At 54.5% G+C, this 19,265-nt stretch carries 15 protein-coding genes and 1 other annotated feature; of the genes, 6 read left to right on the forward strand and 9 right to left on the reverse strand.

Annotation, left to right across the window (positions count from 1 at the left end; all coding sequences use genetic code 11):
- Positions 1-8 precede the first annotated feature (8 nt).
- The gene (locus R70723_RS27745) at positions 9-236 is read right to left on the reverse strand and encodes a hypothetical protein (RefSeq protein WP_039877298.1); all 228 of its coding nucleotides are present in this window, start codon (positions 234-236) and stop codon (positions 9-11) included.
- Positions 237-239: 3 nt separating this feature from the next.
- Positions 240-1,244 carry a TIR domain-containing protein gene (locus tag R70723_RS27750; RefSeq protein ID WP_039877299.1) on the reverse strand — a complete coding sequence of 335 codons (1,005 nt, stop codon included), beginning with the start codon at positions 1,242-1,244 and terminating at the stop codon, positions 240-242.
- Positions 1,245-1,408: 164 nt separating this feature from the next.
- Here R70723_RS27750 and R70723_RS27755 point away from each other — a divergent pair, with 164 nt between their 5' ends.
- Positions 1,409-2,533 carry an N-acetylmuramoyl-L-alanine amidase family protein gene (locus R70723_RS27755; protein ID WP_039877300.1) on the forward strand — a complete coding sequence of 375 codons (1,125 nt, stop codon included), beginning with the start codon at positions 1,409-1,411 and terminating at the stop codon, positions 2,531-2,533.
- 29 nt (positions 2,534-2,562) lie between these two features.
- Here R70723_RS27755 and R70723_RS27760 read toward each other — a convergent pair whose 3' ends face one another.
- Both R70723_RS27760 and R70723_RS27765 read right to left on the reverse strand, forming a co-directional pair.
- Positions 2,563-4,131, reverse strand: a complete 1,569-nt coding sequence (locus tag R70723_RS27760) for a response regulator (protein ID WP_039877302.1) — start codon at positions 4,129-4,131, stop codon at positions 2,563-2,565.
- 31 nt (positions 4,132-4,162) lie between these two features.
- Positions 4,163-6,073 (reverse strand): sensor histidine kinase, encoded by a 1,911-nt coding sequence (locus R70723_RS27765; RefSeq protein WP_231574789.1) that lies wholly within the window; start codon positions 6,071-6,073, stop codon positions 4,163-4,165.
- Between the two features lie 254 nt (positions 6,074-6,327).
- Between R70723_RS27765 and R70723_RS27770 the strand changes: the two genes are divergently transcribed.
- The 3 genes from R70723_RS27770 to R70723_RS27780 all read left to right on the forward strand — a co-directional run bounded on the left by R70723_RS27770 (position 6,328) and on the right by R70723_RS27780 (position 9,480).
- Complete coding sequence (locus R70723_RS27770; protein WP_039877303.1) at positions 6,328-7,218, forward strand: carbohydrate ABC transporter permease; 891 nt, start codon at positions 6,328-6,330, stop codon at positions 7,216-7,218.
- Entirely contained in the window at positions 7,218-8,054 is an 837-nt protein-coding gene (locus R70723_RS27775) for a carbohydrate ABC transporter permease (protein ID WP_039877304.1), read from the forward strand. Before R70723_RS27770 ends, R70723_RS27775 begins: the two co-directional genes overlap by 1 nt.
- 121 nt (positions 8,055-8,175) lie before the next feature.
- Positions 8,176-9,480 carry an ABC transporter substrate-binding protein gene (locus tag R70723_RS27780; RefSeq protein WP_039877305.1) on the forward strand — a complete coding sequence of 435 codons (1,305 nt, stop codon included), beginning with the start codon at positions 8,176-8,178 and terminating at the stop codon, positions 9,478-9,480.
- A gap of 75 nt (positions 9,481-9,555) precedes the next feature.
- On the opposite strand, the gene R70723_RS27785 is transcribed toward R70723_RS27780, so the two are convergent.
- From R70723_RS27785 to R70723_RS27795, 3 genes are all read right to left on the reverse strand, one after another.
- Positions 9,556-10,851, reverse strand: a complete 1,296-nt coding sequence (locus R70723_RS27785) for an Nramp family divalent metal transporter (RefSeq protein WP_047171252.1) — start codon at positions 10,849-10,851, stop codon at positions 9,556-9,558.
- Positions 10,852-11,173: 322 nt separating this feature from the next.
- Positions 11,174-12,886 carry a glutamine--tRNA ligase/YqeY domain fusion protein gene (locus R70723_RS27790; RefSeq protein WP_047171253.1) on the reverse strand — a complete coding sequence of 571 codons (1,713 nt, stop codon included), beginning with the start codon at positions 12,884-12,886 and terminating at the stop codon, positions 11,174-11,176.
- 89 nt (positions 12,887-12,975) lie between these two features.
- Positions 12,976-13,246, reverse strand: a binding site (T-box leader).
- A gap of 47 nt (positions 13,247-13,293) precedes the next feature.
- Positions 13,294-14,850, reverse strand: a complete 1,557-nt coding sequence (locus R70723_RS27795; RefSeq protein ID WP_039877306.1) for a tetratricopeptide repeat protein — start codon at positions 14,848-14,850, stop codon at positions 13,294-13,296.
- Positions 14,851-15,048: 198 nt separating this feature from the next.
- On the opposite strand from R70723_RS27795, the gene R70723_RS27800 reads away from it, so the two are divergent.
- A complete protein-coding gene (locus R70723_RS27800; protein WP_047171254.1) occupies positions 15,049-16,248 on the forward strand; it encodes an oxalate decarboxylase family bicupin in 1,200 nt (399 codons plus the stop codon).
- A gap of 94 nt (positions 16,249-16,342) precedes the next feature.
- Here R70723_RS27800 and R70723_RS27805 read toward each other — a convergent pair whose 3' ends face one another.
- Both R70723_RS27805 and R70723_RS27810 read right to left on the reverse strand, forming a co-directional pair.
- Positions 16,343-17,635 (reverse strand): arsenic transporter, encoded by a 1,293-nt coding sequence (locus R70723_RS27805; protein ID WP_076418475.1) that lies wholly within the window; start codon positions 17,633-17,635, stop codon positions 16,343-16,345.
- A 125-nt stretch (positions 17,636-17,760) separates the two neighbouring features.
- Positions 17,761-18,900, reverse strand: coding sequence for a WG repeat-containing protein (locus R70723_RS27810; protein WP_231574790.1), 1,140 nt, complete (start codon positions 18,898-18,900; stop codon positions 17,761-17,763).
- Between the two features lie 131 nt (positions 18,901-19,031).
- Between R70723_RS27810 and R70723_RS33635 the strand changes: the two genes are divergently transcribed.
- A complete protein-coding gene (locus R70723_RS33635) occupies positions 19,032-19,220 on the forward strand; it encodes a hypothetical protein (RefSeq protein ID WP_156123854.1) in 189 nt (62 codons plus the stop codon).
- Positions 19,221-19,265: the final 45 nt, after the last annotated feature.

Here is a 19,265-nt window from a genome sequence, read left to right on the forward strand (position 1 = left end):
ACCTGAATTTATGCGAATGATGGCTTCTTGTTATCGACCTTGCCGCTGACCAGCTTCTTGTATTCCTCATCTCCGCCGTTAACCGACGGTGCGAGATAGACGTGATCGGATGATGCGGACGGCTTGGCGGTACGGCCGGCGTTCTTCCTGCCTTTGCTGCGGCTTGTGCCTGAGCTCCCGCCTGCGGACCGGCGGACAGCACCTGAAAGACTGACGACACCCTTCATATTCTTCATGCTCTAGTCCCCTCCCACTAAATGATTGACGGTACGGAACAAATCGCGGTTATCCCTGACGGCTGCCTTCAAATCCTCGGCCGACAGCCCGTCGTTGCCCGAAAAATGGACAGAAAGGACATGCTTTTCACCTAAAGGATAGCATAGGATATAGACCTCCGCAACTTCCGTCCGCTGAAAAAAGGTCCATTCCCGGCTTAAAAAGGCATCCATTACACCCGGCCGCTTATCCTGATCTCCGCCTTCCGGCGCAAACGGGTAAACATGCCCGCGGCCTACATTGCCGCCGACCTGCTTCAGCCCTTCTTCTCCGCACGCCCGCCACAAGGCTGCGCCAATCACCCTGCACTGCTCCGGCGGCACGAAGGAGTTGCGGACAGCCTCGCTGAGCGCCTGATATTTCTCTGCTGCCTCAGGTCCGGCCACATTACTATTATATTGCCAAAAGAAATGAAGGATACTTTCTTTCCGCCTGAGTTCAAGCTTCAGCTCTGCTAATTCCTTGTGCGGGTCGTTGTAGACCCCCTGCTCATGAATCCTGTCAATGATTTTCCCGCAGCTGACATCAACTGCCGCCACCGGATTCTCATGCTGCCATTCGTATTCCAGCGGCGTAAGCCCGGCCAGGTCGGACAGCAGATGATATTCCTCCACATTGGCGCCGGGAATGAGGTCACTGCGTGGCTCAATTCGGTCCGGCAGCAGGCAGAACACGCGGCTGCGGCGCAGCCGGGCCCAGAACAGCCCCATCTCAAACTGGGTGTTATCCCGGGTCACATAATAATACTTGCCGCGGATCCGGGCCACATCATCCGGCGAGAAGACAAAGACGGCATAATCACTTTCGTCGAGATGCCGCTCCAGCGACTCCATTGTGTATTCGTTCGCCCGGAAGGCATTGGCATACCAGGGGGTTACCTGGACCTCCCGCTTCAGCTGCTCATGTATCGCCCTTGCATAACGGATGGATTCCCTGGATGATCCAATGAAACATTTTGGTCTGCTCACAGATGATCTCCTTTATCAGTTTCCGATCTGTAATAATTATACAGTCGTTTAGCATCTAGGAACAGAGTCTCATTTTCTTAAAATATTAAATAAAAACCTGTTCCTCTGCCGGCAGAGCGGGTAATATCAGTTTATTACCCGGGGAAACGAGGCTTCCTATTCATATGATCAAAAGCATACATAAGGCACTGCTTCTGGCCGGCATCGTAACGGGTGCCCTGCTTACAGGCAGCCAGGCTGACGCTTTGGCGTCTTACACCGCAAAGGTATACGCCAGTTCACTTACCGTAAGGAGCGAGCCGGCCGCAGGGGCGTCTGCTGTCGGCTCCTTGAAGAACGGGGCCACAGTTACAGTAACGGACGAACAGCACGGCTGGATGAAGGTGCGCTCCGGTTCGCTCACCGGCTGGGTAGCCGGATATTATCTGAAGAAAGAGAGCGGTTCAGCTTTACCGGCAGCGTCCTCCTCTGTCTCACAGTCCAAAGCCTCCTCCGGCACCGGCTCAGCAACAGTAACCGCGGATTCCCTGCGGATCAGAGGCGGCCCGGGAACCGGCTATGCCGTGGTGGGCTCCCTGAAGGCTAAAGATAAAGTAACCATACTGAGCCGCCAGGACGGCTGGGCGCGTATCAAGACAGCCGCTGGGGAAATCGGCTGGGTATCCGCGCAGTATCTTTCCGGCGGCGGCTCCTCAGGCGGAGTGACTACTGCATCCGCCACAAGCACAAGCTCCAAGGGAGCAAGCAAGATCGGCAGCAAGCTGATCGTGATAGATGCCGGGCATGGGGGCAGCGATCCCGGCATGCTTGGTACCACTTACAATACCATGGAGAAGGATCTGACCCTGCAGACCGCCTTTTACTTAAGGGATTACTTAACTGCCAAGGGAGCAACGGTCCAGATGACGCGGACTACAGCAAGCCAGAAGCCGACGCTTGCCCGGAGGGTGCAGATCGGCCATTCGGCGGGAGCAGATGCCTTTGTCAGCGTTCATTATAATTCTTCGCCAAAGAATGTATCGGGGACACTTACCTTCTTCTACTCCGAATCGGATGATCTGCGGCTGGCCCGGGCAATTGAGAACCGGCTGGGGCAGGGAATCGGCCTTAAGAGCAACGGGCTGTCCTACGGCAATTATCATATTCTGCGGGAGAACAGGATTCCTGCCGCGCTGGTGGAGCTCGGGTTCTTGAGCAATCCTTACGATGAGGCGATTGTACGCACCTCCAGCTATCAGAAAAAGGCCGCCAAGGCGATTGCCGAAGGGCTGGCCGATTATTTCAGATAATACCTGGCACAGCAATACACGCAAGCAGCCTACTGCTTGCGGTATTCGCGCGGCGTCAGGCCGGTGGCTTTTTTGAATACACGGCTGAAATATTTCTCATCCTCATAGCCGACCAGCCCGGCAATCTGCGACAGCCGCAGGCCCGTATTGTGCAGCAGCGTCTTGGCCTTGCCGATCCGCAGGGAAGTTAAATAATCCGACAGGTTCTCGCCGCTGATCTGCTTGAATTTGCGTGATACATTCTCGCGGCTGATGAAGAAGCGCTCGGCAATATGCTGCAGCGTCATATCACTGGCATAATTCGCCTCCAGATATTCGCGGATGTCCTGGACAAGCCGGCTGTCCGGGGATGACGGGCCTCCCCGGGACAGGCGCTGCAGCAACAGCTTCAGCTGATTCTGCCAGCTGCTGACCGAGAACAGCCCTTCTGCGTCATGGCAGGGTCCGATCACCATTTCCGCTTCCGGCCGCCAGCGCTGCAGGACGGCACAAATCTGCTCCTGCTGGTGCATGAGGCTGCCCTCTGTCAGCACAGGCAGCCCGCCGAGCCGTTCACCCCATTCACCGATAACCTGCTCCATCCGCTCCACATCTCCCGATAACACAGCCACTCCGAGCTTCTCCGGCAATGCCTCCAGGACGTAGTCTTTTTCAGATCCACTACCCTCCTGCTGTTCCCTGTACAGGTGAATCCGCCCTTCCCGCTGCAGCAGATTGCGTTCGCTCAGCCCTTCCAGTGCCTGGCGGAAAGCAGACTGCAGGCCTTCCGGGAAAGGGCATACCCCGCTAAGTCCGATATCCATTTGTACTCCATAAACCGCGCTGACTGACTCGTTGATACGCTGCAGCTGTGCCTCCGCCTCCGGTACATCCGCCCAGAACAGCATTACAATATCTGCACCAGCCTGCCAGCTTCGGAAGGCGTATCCGCTCTGCTGTGCGGCGATAGCCTCATTGCAGACATTAGCCAGCACAAAGGCGGTCAGCCCGACATCGCCATGGAACCGCTGGAGCAGCCGGCCGTCACTTTGCTGCAGTGAGATAACGGCAGCCCGGCAGCCGGCAGCCTGCTCCGGCATGCCGAGCTCCTCATGCAGCGCAGGCTTCAGCTCTTTAAAGGATGCATGGCCCGCCACAAGATCCGAGAGCATTTTATCCCAGTAGAGCGGCCGCAGCACATTCAGCTGTATATTCCGGCTGCAGGTCTGCTGCCGCTCTGCCTCCTCTTCACGCCACAGCCTGAAGGCATGCTCCGCAGCGGCGATCAGCTGCTTGCTGTTAAGCGGCTTGAGCAGATAATCCGTCCCGCCGTAGACGATTGCCGGCTTCACATAGTTGAAATCCTGATAGCCGCTGATGACAATCGTCTTCGTCCCGGGATAATGCCCGTGCAGCCATTCCAGCAGCTCTGCACCGTCCATCAGCGGCATCCGCATATCGGTGAACACAACCGCCGGCTGCTCCTCCTGCATAATCTGCATCGCTTCCTGCCCGTTCGTCGCCTCAAAGATGCCGGTAATCTGATGCTTCTCCCACGGCACAAAATAGCGGATTGCCTCCCGCACATGCTTCTCATCATCTACGATCAGTACCTTCATCGTCACCCGCTCCTTTGTGTATGTGGTGATTTCAGCTCTCCAGGGGAATCAGCAGCGTAACCGTCACTCCCTGCCCCTCTTCACTGTGCAAATGCAGCTCTGTCCCGCTGCTCATCTGCAGCCGCAGCCGGGCCAGCACATTGGACAGGCCGATCGCTTCACGCTCATTACTGCCGCTATACTCAAGTCCGGCGGCGATTTCCGTCAGCCTCGACTCAGAAATTCCCTTGCCGTTATCCTTGACGACAAGCATCAGCCTGCCCTGCTTATCAAGCGTGCAGGAAATCGTAATCACCGCCTCGCGGATTCCATCCGCGAACCCGTGCTTGAAGATATTTTCGACAAGCGGCTGCAGGATCATCTTCGGCACGGTAATGTCTAAAGCAGCCTCGCCGGTCTCGATATAGAGCCGCAGATTCTCGTCGCCGAAGCGTTCAGTCTGCAGAATAACATAGTTCTGCACATGCTCCAGCTCATCCCGCAGCGGAACCCGAGTCCGCTCCGTATTCATCGAATACCGCATCATGCTGCCGAGTGAGTAGATGAGGTCGTACACCTTCGGCGCATTATAGCGTAAGGACAGGCTGGCAATCGACTGCAGGGCATTGTACAGGAAATGCGGATTCACCTGGGCCTGCAGCGCCTTCAGCTGATTGGTTTTATTAGCCAGCTCCAGCTTATATTCCTTGAGAATCAGATCATTGATGGTGCGGGTCATCCCGTTGATTTTGCGGGTCAACAGACCGAATTCATCCTCACTCTCGGCTTCCACATGAGCGTCCAGCTGGCCGATCTGCACCTTCTGGGTGAAGGCAATCAGCTTCTTGATCGGTCTGGTGAAGCCGATGGAGATAATGACGGCAACAATCCCGCCGAGAATCAGAAACAGCACGCCTATTCCGGCGTTGAACCGGGTGATCACCTTCGCATCCGCATGTAAATCACCGTAGGGCACCAGCTTGATAATACTCCCCTTGAATAAGGGTGCGTCGATCTGCCGGTACATCACAATCCCCGCAAAACCCTCCTTGTTCCAGCTGAAATGGCCGCTTTCACTGTCCGCCGGCAGCCGGCTCCAGCCTGCTGATACCTGCTTCCCGATCCATTCCGGATCAGATGAAAATAAGGCCTGCCCCTGCTCATTAAGCACATACAGGCGCTCCGTATCCGAATTGTACATCGACCTCACGATCCCCTCCAGCTCATGCAGCCGGAAGTCGACCGACAGATCAGCAAGCACCTCGGCGCTTGGCGCCCGGTAGACCGGAAAATGAGCCGTAAAAACCGGCACGGTCCCTGATTTGAAATTCGGAAAGCCGGATTTCATCCCGTACTGGTGATCCAGATGGGTCACCTCGATAAACGGCCGGTAGGTTCCTCCCGGAACGGCCGAGGGGACATAGTTGTCCGTTTCACGGCGGAAAAATCCTCCAAGCAGCAGGTTGGACTGCTTCGGCGCCCTTACGTATAAATGAATCTGAAACGTATTCTGGTCCGAGAGAAACAGATTGTACAGCTGGGTCGAAATCACGGCCCGGGTGTCCGGCGCAGCTGTACCGGCAGGCAGATCATCCGGGTTCTTGGCCGTAAGCAGCGTTGTATAAAAGGAGCTGGGCACATTGATTCCGCTGTAGAGTGACATCGCCCGCTGGTTCATTCCGCTGAAATAGCTGCGGAGATTGGCTTCGCCGAGCGTGAGCAGCTTCGTATTCTGTTTTACAGACTGCTCTGTTACGGACTGCTTGGTATAGAGATAGGAGAACGTAACCGAGATTCCCGACGGAATCACGGAGGCCAGCAGCACAAGCGCCATCAGCCGGGTGCGGATACTGTTTTTCAAGTAGAAACGGCTACGCCGTCCTAAACAGGACGGTATCCGTTTCTGCAGGAAAGATAAGGATAAAGGATTGCGTGAAAAATATACTTTCTTATCTTTGAACATAAAGGGCCTCCCGGTAAGTGTTAGGACATCCGTTTTCTTTTGTGAACGCTGTCATTTCAATCCCTTCAACCTTCGCAACGACAGCATACACCGAGTTTCGTGCGCAGCGCTACTATGAATTTTTTCCGCCCCTGAAAGGGCGTGCTGCAATATAATCCACTTTTCTAAGCATCAAATTGAGTGTTGGACCCGCCGGGGGCTTTCTATAATGAAGTCGTGAACCTGTAGAATAACTATACAAAAGGAGACTCCATATGAGAAAAGCTCTGCGGCTTCAAAGAGGCTGGGGCCAGCAAATTGTGTTCCTCGGACCGTGCCTGCTTTTTTTCCTGACCATTGTGGTTACGCCTTTCTTCCTTGGCTTCTATTACTCCTCCACGGACTGGAACGGGCTCGATCTGGACAAAGCGGTCTGGACCGGCGCGGCCAACTGGAAACGGATTTTTCTGAATGACGATAAGTTCTGGGAATCCCTGCTCTTCACCCTGCGCTTCACGGTTGTATCTGTTGTAGCGGCCAATGCGCTGGCGCTGCTGCTGGCTTTTCTGCTGATGACCGCGCTGAAGACCAAAAAGGTGCTGCGGACGATTTTTTTCATGCCTAACGTGATCGGCGGTATTCTGCTCGGGTACATCTGGCAGTTTATTTTCACCAAAGGCTTCGCCACGATCGGAGAAATTACCGGCATTTCGTTCTTTCAGCTTCCTTGGCTGGGGACACCGGGCACCGGATTCTGGGGACTCGTTATCGTATTTGTCTGGCAGACTGCAGGCTATATGATGGTTATCTATATCGCGGCCCTGGCCGGAATCCCGAAGGATCTGATTGAAGCAGCCCGGATTGACGGCGCCCGCGCCCCGCAGCTGTTCAGAAGTGTCTATGTGCCTTTGATCATGCCTGCTATCACGATCTGTCTGTTCCTGACCACCTCTAATGCCTTCAAAATGTTCGATCTCAACCTGTCGCTTACCAAAGGCGGACCGGGAACCTCTACCCAGTCGCTGGCCTATAACATTTATGCGGAAGCGCTGATCAACAACCGTTACGGGCTGGGCACCGCAAAGGCACTGCTGTTCTTCGTAGCTGTGTCGCTGATTACCGTTACCCAGGTATGGATCACTAAACGGAAAGAGGTGTCGGCCTAATGGACACAAGCAGATACCGTCCGAAGCATTTTGTACTGGAGATTGCGGCTATTCTTCTGGCCCTCGTCTTCCTGTCGCCGTTCTATCTGGTGCTGAGCAACTCTGTCAAAAGCCTTAAGGAAATCCTGCTCGATGCCGCCTCCTTCCCGCTGGTCTACCATTGGGATAATTACGCCAAGGTGTGGGATGCGATTGATTTTCCGCAGGCGTTCTGGAATTCTTTATCGATTACGGTGCTGAGCGTTATCTTTATCGTGCTGTTCAGCTCTATGGCGGCATACCAGATAGTCAGAAAACCGTCGCGGTTCAACAGCTTTGTGTTCCTGCTGCTGGTGTCGGCGATGATTATTCCCTTTCAGTCCCTGATGCTGCAGCTGGTCCGGGTAACCAGCATGCTGGAGCTGCGAGGTGAGCTGTACGGCATTGTGGCCTGTTATCTCGGCTTCGGTATGCCGCTGTCAGTCTTTCTGTTCCACGGTTTTATCAAAAGCGTGCCTTATGAGCTTGAGGAGGCTGCCCGGGTCGACGGCTCCAACCCTTACGGTGTGTTCTTCCGGATTGTATTCCCGCTCCTGCTGCCGATCATTGTGACTGTCATCATTCTCAATACGCTATGGATCTGGAACGACTACCTGCTGCCGGTGCTGGTAATCGGGGGCAATAAGGACCTGACCACCCTGCCGGTGGCGGTTACGAAATTCTTCGGGCAATACACGAAAAAGTGGGACCTTGCGCTTGCGGGACTGGTCATGGCGATTACGCCGATTCTGCTGTTCTTCCTGGCGCTGCAGCGTTATATTGTGGAAGGTGTAACCGCCGGCTCCGTTAAGGGATAACGTGGTGCATAATCACAGGCTGCAACAATATCCACTTTTTCGAGCAAAATATTAAGTGTAAGTGAACATCCGGATGCTATACGATCTAGTTGCAGGAACCACAGACCAGGGAGGTTATTCTATGAAAAGAAAGCTTGCGTTGATTATGGCAACCGTTTGCACTCTGATTGTAGCAGGCTGCGGCAACAACGGCGGCAATAATGCGGGCAATGGCGGAGCTGCAACCAACGCTCCAAAAGAGAATGCTGCTGAAGCAACGGCGGCTCCCGCCAAAGATGTGACGATCAAAATGTTCCAGTTCAAGGTTGAAATCGCCGAGCAGCTGAATGCACTGGCCGAAGAATATGAGAAGGAAACCGGCGTGAAGGTTGAAGTGGAAACGCACGGCGGCGGTGAAGACTACGGCGCGCTGCTGAAGGCTGAAATTGCTTCCGGCTCTGAACCGGAAATCTTCAACAACGGCGGCTATACCGCACTGGTTCCTTACATGGACCGCGCCACCGACTTGTCCGACCAGCCCTGGGCGGCCAAGCTGATTCCAACCTCCAAAGCTCCGGCTACGGTTGACGGCAAGCTATATGGGATGCCGATGAACGTTGAAGGCTACGGACTTATTTATAACAAGGATTTGTTTGAACAGGCCGGCATTACTGAAGAGCCTAAAACCCTGACTCAGCTCAAGGACGCTGCCGCCAAGCTCAAAGCCGCCGGCATCACTCCTTTTGAGGCAACCAATGAATGGTGGTCAATGGGGATTCACCTCGTTAACGTAGGCCTGGCCCACCAGCCTGATCCGAAGCAGTTCATCGAGGATGTCAAAGCAGGCACGCAAACGATTAAGGGCAATGCCGTATTCGAGCAGTGGCTGGATCTCGTGGATGTGATCTTCGACAACGCCCAGGACAACAAAATGACCACCGACTACGCTACACAGGTTGCCGAATTCGCCTCCGGCAAAGCAGCCATGATGCTGCAGGGCAACTGGACCCAGGGCGATATCGATAAAATCGATCCGGCGCTGAACCTCGGCCTCCTCCCGCTGCCGATCAATGATGAAGAAGGCACCATCCTCGTCGGCGTGCCGAACAACTATATCGTGAACAGCAAATCCGCACATCCCGAGGAAGCAAAAGCCTTCCTGAACTGGCTTGTCACCTCGGAAACCGGCCAGAAGTATCTGACCAAGGAATTCAAATTCATTCCGGCGGAAACAGACATCGCTGCTGACGCTGCTGACATCGGCCAGGTCGCTGTTGCCGTGCAGGAGAAATCGGCTACCGCACTCGGCTGGAACTGGGATATGTTCCCTGACGGCGTAACCCAGGGCTTCGGCGCTGCGATGCAGGAATACCTCGGTGAGCAGATCGACCGCGGCCAGCTGCTGGAGAAGCTGGATAAAGCGGTGCAGGATATTGTGAAGCAATAGATCATCGGGTTATGCAAAAGCACCTTCAAAACCGCCCAGGCGGGATTGAAGGTGCTTTTTTTGAGCAGGCTGTATTTAAACGAACATTTCTACGATCAGGAACAGGTTCAGCGCGACTACCAGCGCGGAGATCAACCAGCCGAGTATAGTCGTAATCCGGCGGTTAACCAGCCCATGCATAATCTTGCGGTTGCTGGTGAAGATGACCAGCGGAATAAGTGCAAAGGCAATCCCGAACGACAGCACGACCTGGCTCATGACCAGCGCGCTTGTGGCGTTGATGCCGAAGGCGATGATCGCCAGCGGTGGAATAATCGTAATCGCCCGCCGCAGATACAGGTTGATTCTCTTGTTGATGAAGCCCTGCATGACCACATCTCCGGCCATTGTGCCCACAGAGGAGCTGGATAAGCCGGCAATCAGCAGGCCCAGGCCAAAGGCAACCGCCGTAACCGGTCCGGCCAGGCTGCTAAATTGTGCGAAGGCGACATCGAGGTCCTCGACTACCAGCCCGTTTTTGAAGAACAAGGCAGCAGCTACAATAACCATTGCCATATTCACAGCCCCTGCGATCACCATCGCAATGACAATATCAATCATTTCCCATTTAAAAATCTGCTTCTTCTGCTTCTCGTCTACTCCGACCACCCGGCTCTGGGTCAGCGAGGAATGAAGATAAATCGCATGCGGCATAACGGTTGCCCCGAGAATACCTGCGGCCAGCAGCACGCTGTCTACCCCCTGAAATGCCGGAGTGAAGATTCCGGCGACTACCGCCCCGGCATCCGGCTTCGCCATTATGACCTGGAAGGCAAAAGCCAAGACGACGACCATTACCATCGAGGCAATCCCTGCCTCCAGACTCCGGTAACCCCGGCGCTGCAGCTCCAGTATAGCGAATGAGCCTGCAGCTGTAATGAGTGCAGCCGGCAGCATCGGAATGCCAAACAGCAGGTATAAGCCGAGTGCCGCTCCTATAAACTCCGCCAAATCTGTAGCTATTATGACAAGCTCACTTTGAATCCATAAAAAGATGGCTGCCCCCTTCGGAAACTGCTCCCGTGCCACCTCAGGCAGGTTCTTGCCGGTAGCGATGCCGAGCTTGGCGGATAATGCCTGAATCAGCACAGCCATCAGGTTCGAGGCGGCAATGACCCAGAGGAGCAGATAACCGTATTTCGAGCCGGCCGTAATATTCGTGGCGAAGTTCCCCGGGTCGAGGTACGCTACTGAAGCAATAAAAGCCGGACCCAGGAACGGCAGCAGCCGCTTCAGCCCTTTTACATCCCCGTTTAATACGGCCTGTGCTGTAACTTTATTCTGTTTAGCCTTTATGATCTTGGGTGCCTCCACCGCTGTCTGCTCGATCATGTTAATCCCTCCTTGTGCCTGGAAAATTGTCTATATCAACGAAATGTTGTCTCAACACCGAAAATTTGTCTTCGTGCACTAAAGTTTCCCTCAGGCAACTTTTACTTTACAATTATTATATTCCTCCTTTTGAAAAATGTAAATGTAATTTTCATGGTTCGCCTTCCGTTTGCATACATAAGTACAATTACCGCGATTACGGGTTTGGCAATCAGCAAAAAAAAAGACAGAAACCGGGGATCTCCCGTTTTCCGTCCCAAGTCTCACCAGGTGTCATTCTTCCGCTTAGGCAGCGCTTATCCGGTAAAAGCTTATCCCCGTCCTACTTCTTCCCCTTCCACCCGTCCTTTAGCGGTACGATCCGGTTGAAGACCAGGCGGTCACGGCTGCATAGCTTGTTGTCAGAGGTGAAATAGCCGTGGCGGATGAACTGGAATCGTTCAAGGCCAAGCGCTTTAAGCACATACGGCTCGGCCAGGCAGTGCTCCAAGGTCCGGATGGAATTGGGATTGATAACATCCTCCCAGGCTTCACTCTCATCCTTCGGCCCATCGTTGTCCATCAGCAGCTGCTCATACACATTCACTTCAGCGGGCACTGCATGGCTGGCGGACACCCAGTGGATTGTCCCTTTGACCTTCCGGCCGCTCATGGCACTGCCGCTCTTTGTTTCCTCATCATAGGTGCAGCGCAGCTCGCTTATCTCCCCGGTGAGCGAATCCTTGATCACTTCGTTGCACTTGATGATATAGGCTCCCTTTAAGCGCACTTCACCGCCTGGAATCAGCCGCCTGAAGCCCGGCACCGGCTGCTCCATAAAGTCATCACGTTCAATATAGAGGACGCTGCTGAAGGGTACCTCTCTTGTACCCAGCTCCGCATTTTCACTGTTGTTATCCAGACACAGCAGCTCTGTCTCAGTTCCGGTATAGTTGGTGATCACTACCTTGAGCGGTTCAAGCACAGCCATCACGGCTGGCACACTGCCCTTCAGATCCTGTCTCAGCACATGCTCCAGCAGCGAAAAGTCCACCATCGACTGGCTTCTGACCATCCCGATCTCTGTAACAAACCGCTTGATGCTTTCCGGGGTAAAGCCCCGTCTGCGCAGCCCGCGCAGTGTCGGCAGCCGCGGATCATCCCAGCCGTCCACATGGCCGCCGGCCACCAGCTGGCGGAGGTATCTTTTACTGGTAACGACTCCGGTCAGGTTGACTCTGCCGAATTCCCTCTGCCGCGGCGGCTCGGAAATGTCCAGTTCATTCAGCACCCATTCGTACAGCGGCCGGTGGTCCTTGAACTCCAGCGAGCACAACGAATGGGTTACTCCTTCTATAGCATCCTGTATCGGATGGGCAAAGTCATACATCGGGTAGACACACCATTCTTCTCCCGTCCGGTAATGCGGCGCATGAATGATTCTATAGAGAACCGGGTCACGGAGGTTGATGTTAGGCGAGCCCATATCGATTTTGGCCCGGAGCACCATCGCCCCATTTGGGTATCCGCCTTGCCGCATTCCGGCAAACAAAGCCAGATTCTCCTCTACGGGGCGGTTACGGTACGGGCTGTTCTTGCCCGGCTGCGTTAATGTGCCCCTGTAGGCGGCAACTTCATCGGGTGCCAGCTCACAGACATAGGCTTTTCCCTTGCGGATCAGGGTCACTGCACTTTCATAGATCTGCTCCGAATAATCGGAGCCGTAATAAATGTGCTCCCCCGGACTACAGCCCAGCCAATCCAGATCCTCAATGATCGCGTTCACGTATTCCATGTCCTCTTTTAACGGATTGGTATCATCAAAACGCAAATGGAACCTACCGCCGAATTTACGGGCCAGATCATAGCTGGTACGGATGGCAAACGCGCTGCCGATATGAAGATAGCCGTTAGGCTCTGGAGGAAACCGGGTGCAGATTTCCCTGCTGAACACTCCGCTCTCCACATCCTCCCTGATCAGCCTTTCCATAAAATTCTCACCGGCTGCTTCTGCGTCCTCCAAAGCCGCACCTGTATCAATAGAAATATCCTTCATCCTGATAACCTCCTGTGGATTGGTACAATCTCCGCTTATTGAATTTCTCTGGTCAACAAAAAAGAACCCCACCCCCAAGACTGCTTAGTCTTGGGGACGAGATTCTCGCGGTACCACCCCAGGTTCATTAATATGTCGCCATATTAATCTCATCAAGTACGGCATTGTCCGCAGACCTGCGGCAGCAAGGCTTATACTCTAGCTCTGTAACAGGAGCTCCTGTCGTACCATCCCGGACTTGCTTAGTTCCGGTACGCCGCTCAGAGGCTTGTTTCAATACAGCAGTCCCTGCCCCTTTTCACCGTCCGGGGCTCTCTGTGAAGGACTGCTCGCATCTACTCTTCTCGTCATCGCGTTTCATTATTGGCTCTAGGATAACAAATCAATCTGCCGCTGTAAAGCCGCCGTCAGCCCTGACTGAGCGCATTCAGCAGATCCAGCGCCTCCTCATGCTCGGGCTCAATAACCAGCGCCTGCCGGGTATATTCCAGCGCTCCCGCGTCATCCTCCAGCTCATAGCAGCAGATCGCCAGACAGTACAGCACCGTTACAACCGGCTCCTCATCGCCCTCGGCCAGCGAGAGCTCCAGATACCTGCGCGACTCCCCGTACTGGTCCATTTCGAACAGCAGCAGTCCGGTGTCCAGCGCCAGATCGTATTTTTGCGGCATCGGATAATATCCGTCCCACATCTTCTGAATTCCCAGCTGAAGGTCGAGCAGCTCCTCGTCATTGGCATCCGGCAGCAGGGCTGAGATCCGCTCCGCGCTCTGGATAAACAGCTCGGCATCATAGCCGCCCAGCCGCCAGAAGGCCAGCATCTGCTGCATACCCATGGAATCATAATTATTGTCGATCCACAGCTTCATGCTGAAAAAATCATCCGGTCCGAACCGCTCCACACTCCGCCGGTAAGCCAGCCGGGTCTGCACATGGGCCTCCGGGTCCTTCAGCATCAGCATGCAGACTACGTTCAGATTCTTATAATGATGCGGAGTGGTCAGCGTCCGTGCACCCTTCTGCTCAAAATAATACTGCATGGCATGATAATTCGCCGTCAGTGAGATGCTCCCGTGATGCATCAGCTGCGGCGGCTCAAGAAATTCCCAGTTCACCAGCCGGTGGTCCCCTTTATCTGCAGTCAGCAGTATGAAGCCCTCTCTGGACAGCTTGTTCAGCCGCTCCATACAGGACAGCGCCGCCGCAGGGAACAAAATATGCGAATCCTCCAGATGATGCTGATAGAAGGATACTACCTCATGAAACGGATAGTCTGATTCTTCATAGGCTGCCGCACGGACATAATGATATTCCGGCACAATATCCCTGAGCACCTCGGAAGTAGTCATGGTGTCAGCCTGCTCCGGATACTTCAGAGATACCTCACAGTCAAAAATCTTGCCCTCATCCACATACAGCAGCTCCTGCTGAATGCTGTCAAAGAAGTAGTTCGCAATAACGAGCAGCGGCTGTGCGAGATCGCCCGGCCGGATGACCGTTCCGCTGTGCACCAGCTTCAATTCTGTGTCCTCCACAGCATCAAAGCGGGCGAAATCGAGAATTCCCTGCTCTACAAAAGGAATCAGCCGCGGATGCTGCTGCCAGCCGGTAATATTCAGGAGCGGAAGATCGCTCATCACGTATTTGAACGGCGGAAGCGGGATGTCCGCGTACTCAATCAGCTCGTTCAGCTTCTGGAGGGTCTGGAAGGCTAGCCGGCCGGCCCCTGCCCCCATCTCCAGGATAATAACCGGCTCATTGATTTCTCCCCGGGCCGCACGGTCCTGGAGGAAGCCAAGAATCATCTCTGCATAGGCCGTTCCGATCATCGGATTGCTGGTAATATACTGCGGAACCTGGTCATTGTGCCAGGCCTGCATGCCAAGCTGTTCATAATAAGAACGCTGCAGCTCCCAGATCGGGGCCTCGCTGAAGCGGTATCGTTGTTGTTCACCTGTTGTCATCTGGTTCTGAACCTGCTCTCTGATATTATTGCAGCCTGCCTGCTGCTGCAGTGTGTTTGTATACGAACGGAATATAGCATCCTCCGCAGCCTACTTCTCCCATCATACATCTCCCCGGCTGCCAATCACAATCATATTTGGTATTTACCGATCATATACAGTAAACATCTATGCCTCGTGATCCGGAAAGGAGCCGATATGAATTCCGAACAATCCCCCTTGAAAAGTACCGCTCCCATCCCCCAGCCCATCAGAAATGACGGTGCCGGCAATGTGGACCTCGGTCCGCGTGATGTGCTGCGCGACCGGGAGAACCCGGATATGTTCGTCCCGCCCGTCACCGATAACGGGCTTATTCCGAACCTGAAGTTTTCTTTTTCGGATGCCCACATGCAGCTTAATTACGGCGGCTGGTCACGGGAGGTGACCGTCAGGGAGCTTCCCGCCGCTACCACGCTCGCCGGAGTCAATATGAGCCTGACACCCGGCGGCGTCCGCGAGCTGCACTGGCACCAGCAGGCGGAATGGTCCTATATGCTGCTCGGAAGTGCCCGGATTACCGCCGTTGACCAGAACGGGCGCAATTTCATCGCCGATGTCGGTCCGGGCGACCTGTGGTATTTTCCCCCGGGGATCCCCCATTCCATCCAGGGACTGGAGCAGGGCTGTGAGTTTCTGCTGGTCTTCGACGACGGAAGCTTCTCCGACCTGAATACCCTGTCTATTTCGGACTGGTTCGCCCATACGCCAAAGGAGGTGCTTGCGGCTAACTTCGGGGTACCTGAGTCTGCCTTTGACTGTATACCGGAGAATCAGGTGTACATCTATCAGGATCAGGTACCCGGGTCACTCGAGCAGCAGAAGGTCCAGTCTCCTTACGGGGAAATTCCGCTGAGCTTCAAGCACCGGCTGCTGGCCCAGCCTCCGCTGAAGACACCGGGCGGCAGCGTGCGGATTGTCGACTCCTCCAATTTCCCCATCTCGCGGAACATTGCTGCGGCGCTGGTCGAGATCGAGCCCGGAGCGATGCGTGAGCTGCACTGGCATCCGAACAACGACGAGTGGCAGTATTACCTGAGCGGCCAGGGCCGGATGACTGTGTTCGGCGGCAACGGCGCAGCACGCACCTTCAATTACAGGGCCGGGGATGTCGGCTATGTACCGTTCGCCATGGGCCATTACATCCAGAATACCGGCACAGAGACGCTATGGTTTCTGGAAATGTTCAAAAGCGACCGGTTCGCCGATGTCTCTCTGAACCAGTGGATGGCGTTAACCCCGCACGAGCTGGTCAGCAGCAACCTGCACATCGGAGCCGGGCTGATGGATGCCCTGCGGAAGGTCAAATGGCCGGTCGTAAAGTACCCGGGATGCGGATCAGAGGCAGACAAGGGCTGAATTGCATAGTAAAAACAGCGGCCCGGACATAGCTTGTCCGGGCCGCTGTTTGGGAATCCGATATCCTTGTTCGTGCGTGTGCTTACTGCCGCCGCTAGAACAGCTTCAGTGTCAGATAAAGCCCTAATAAAGTAAGGAATAAGGTCGGTATAGTAAGGACAATCCCGGTTCTGAAATAGGTGCCCCAGGAAATTTTCACGCCTTTGGAGGACAGGACATGCAGCCACAGCAGCGTAGCCAGTGAACCGATAGGTGTAATCTTCGGCCCGAGATCGGAGCCGATGACATTGGCATACACGAGCGCTTCCTTGACCAGCCCGGCTGTATTTGCTGTATCCACAGCCAGCGCACCTATCAGCACTGTCGGCAGGTTATTCATAATGGAAGAAATAACGGCGGCCAGGAAGCCCATGCCCATTGTAGCCGTGAACAGCCCGTGCCCGGCCAGCCTGCTGATGATGTCAGCCAGCACGTCGGTCAGTCCGGCATTGCGCAGGCCGTAGACTACGACATACATGCCGATCGAGAAGAAAACAATTGCCCAAGGCGCGCCCTTGACCACCTCCATAGTCCTGATTGCCGGACTCCGGCTGGCCATCCACAGGAAGCAGAGTGCGATCACACCCGCAACGATCGAAACCGGAATGCCCAGGAACTCGCTGACAAAATATCCGGCCAGCAGCACCACCAGCACCGCCCAGGACAGCCGGAACATTCGCTGGTCCTTGATCGCTTCACGCGGCGCCCTGACCTGGGAGGCGTCGTAATGCCTGGGTATGCTTTTGCGGAAATACAGATAGAGCACCCCGATGCTGGCCGCCAGCGAGAACAGGGTAGGCAGCAGCATCCGTCCGGCGTACTGCATAAAGGTGATGCCGAAGAAGTCGGCGGACACGATGTTGACCAGATTGCTGACGATCAGCGGCAGCGAGGTCGTATCGGCGATAAAGCCGCTGGCGATGATGAACGGAAATACCTTTTTCTCATCAAAATTCAGCGCCCTTACCATCGCAAGCACAATCGGTGTCAGAATCAGCGCAGCCCCGTCATTGGCAAAAAAAGCCGAAACCACCGCTCCCAGCATGATTACGTAGATGAACATCAGCGTACCGTTGCCGCGGGCCGCCGCCGCCATATGCAGAGCCGCCCATTCAAAGAAGCCGATTTGATCCAGAATAAGTGAGATCAGAATAATGGCTACAAACGCCAGCGTCGCATTCCACACGATCAGCGTTACATCACGCACATCCGTAAAGCTCACTACCCCGGCGATCAGCGCCAGCAGCGCGCCTCCGCAGGCCGACCAGCCAATGGACAAGCCGCGCGGCTGCCAAATGACAAAAAATAATGTAATCACAAAAATAAGACTGGCTAGAACAACCACGATCCAGCCTCCTGCCTGCTCAGGACAACCATGCCCCCAACACTCCCCAACTGAAATTAATCCCATGAAACATAGACATTTCCCTCTATGCTATCCTGCGGACAGGGATTAATCAAGAGGGGACCTGGCTACCGTTTACCCGCTCCCTGCTTATTCAGAATATAACCGGTACCTATTTCCGTCACGCCTACCGCATAACATCCGCTGAAGGGCGAGGATTCCCGCGTATAGATGAGCTTGGTCAGCAGCTTTCCGCTTGTATTGATGTAGCCGTACTGGTCAGCCTTTTTGCCTGTTGAATCGCTGATTCCTACAAGCGCAGCTCCCTCCCGGAACGAAAACGCGTGGTTGTATATCTGATAACCGATGACCAGCTTGCCGGCCTTATTAATGAAGCCCGCCTTGCCGGCACTGTTATAGACATTCACCAGCCCTTCGCTGAAGCTCCCTGTATTTGCATATTTATAATCGATTACGAGCTTTCCCTGCTTGTTGATAAATCCCCATTTCCCTTTTGCATTCTGCACGGCAGCCAGCCCCTCAGAGAACATACCGGCGGACTTATATTGGAACGGGATGACCGTCTGACCAGAGGTTCCGATATAACCGTACAGCCCGGCTTTATTCTGCACCACCGCCAGCCCCTCCGTGAAGCCTCTTGAGCCGGAGTGGTACTGATAGGGAATAGCCAGCCTGCCCGCTGTGTTAATATAACCGATCAGACCGCTGCCTCCGGGAGCATAAGCCGTTGATAGTCCCTCCGTGAAAATAAAATCCGAGCTGAACTTCTCCGTAAGTGCGGCTACTGTTCTGCCATGCCGGTCAATCAGTGCTTCTTCCGATCCGCCCGGCAAGGCTACATGGGCTACTCCTCCGGAGAAATTACCGGCAGAGGCGTACACGCAAGGAACCGCTATATCGCCTTTCGTGTTGATAAACCCGAATAATCCGGTGGCTGTATCCTGCACTACGGCACGCTGTTCTGCGAATTCGGCTTCGGGCACAATATGCTCCGGCAATGTGAATGCCGGTTGTCCCGAGGTATTATAGTATACTTCTGTCCCGTCAGCCTGCAGTCCGAACAACAAGCCTTCATGGAAGGCTGCATCGTTATCCGGCTTGACGGTTTCAAAATCAAGCGGTGTTCCGGAAACCTTAATTGAACCTACAATCGGAGCTGCGGCCTCTGCTATCTGCCCGGTTGCGGCGTGTATGGCAAGCAGACTGACGGCCAGCAGGGTGAAGCCTATTTTTCTCAATCTAATCACGTTCTTTCTCCTCCTCAGCAGTTATATCCTTTAGACCCCTGCCTGCTGGAAAAAGTTTCACAGCGATACGCAGGAATTACCGGTCCGAGCATTTCGCTTGCGGCATTAATTATTTATGCAATGAAGGACTAATGGCACTCAGGGGCTCATATGATGTATCAGGGAAACAAAAGCAGCTTCCGGGGAGGGGAGATGCCGGTCCGAGAGCCATTCTGCAATTCAGATTGGAGGATCGGACCATGAGTGTTGACCAGCTTATCGCCCTGCTTGGCCTTGTCATTATGATCGTACAGCTTGCCGTAAAGAAGGATAAATCCTAATTGCACGCCAACAGGCCGGACGGCTCCCCGACGTAAGTTCGGGAA

The sequence above is a fragment of the Paenibacillus sp. FSL R7-0273 genome, from assembly GCF_000758625.1.
In the GTDB taxonomy this organism is placed as follows: Bacteria; Bacillota; Bacilli; order Paenibacillales; family Paenibacillaceae; genus Paenibacillus_AQ.

Excerpts from the sequence above, each read along its gene's own strand:
- R70723_RS27745 (WP_039877298.1), bottom strand. The coding sequence starts at position 236 with ATGAAGAATATGAAGGGTGTCGTCAGTCTTTCAGGTGCTGTCCGCCGG.
- R70723_RS27755 (WP_039877300.1), top strand. The coding sequence starts at position 1,409 with ATGATCAAAAGCATACATAAGGCACTGCTTCTGGCCGGCATCGTAACG.
- R70723_RS27760 (WP_039877302.1), bottom strand. The coding sequence starts at position 4,131 with ATGAAGGTACTGATCGTAGATGATGAGAAGCATGTGCGGGAGGCAATC.
- R70723_RS27765 (WP_231574789.1), bottom strand. The coding sequence starts at position 6,073 with ATGTTCAAAGATAAGAAAGTATATTTTTCACGCAATCCTTTATCCTTA.
- R70723_RS27770 (WP_039877303.1), top strand. The coding sequence starts at position 6,328 with ATGAGAAAAGCTCTGCGGCTTCAAAGAGGCTGGGGCCAGCAAATTGTG.
- R70723_RS27775 (WP_039877304.1), top strand. The coding sequence starts at position 7,218 with ATGGACACAAGCAGATACCGTCCGAAGCATTTTGTACTGGAGATTGCG.
- R70723_RS27780 (WP_039877305.1), top strand. The coding sequence starts at position 8,176 with ATGAAAAGAAAGCTTGCGTTGATTATGGCAACCGTTTGCACTCTGATT.
- R70723_RS27785 (WP_047171252.1), bottom strand. The coding sequence starts at position 10,851 with ATGATCGAGCAGACAGCGGTGGAGGCACCCAAGATCATAAAGGCTAAA.
- R70723_RS27790 (WP_047171253.1), bottom strand. The coding sequence starts at position 12,886 with ATGAAGGATATTTCTATTGATACAGGTGCGGCTTTGGAGGACGCAGAA.
- R70723_RS27795 (WP_039877306.1), bottom strand. The coding sequence starts at position 14,850 with ATGACAACAGGTGAACAACAACGATACCGCTTCAGCGAGGCCCCGATC.
- R70723_RS27800 (WP_047171254.1), top strand. The coding sequence starts at position 15,049 with ATGAATTCCGAACAATCCCCCTTGAAAAGTACCGCTCCCATCCCCCAG.
- R70723_RS33635 (WP_156123854.1), top strand. The coding sequence starts at position 19,032 with ATGGCACTCAGGGGCTCATATGATGTATCAGGGAAACAAAAGCAGCTT.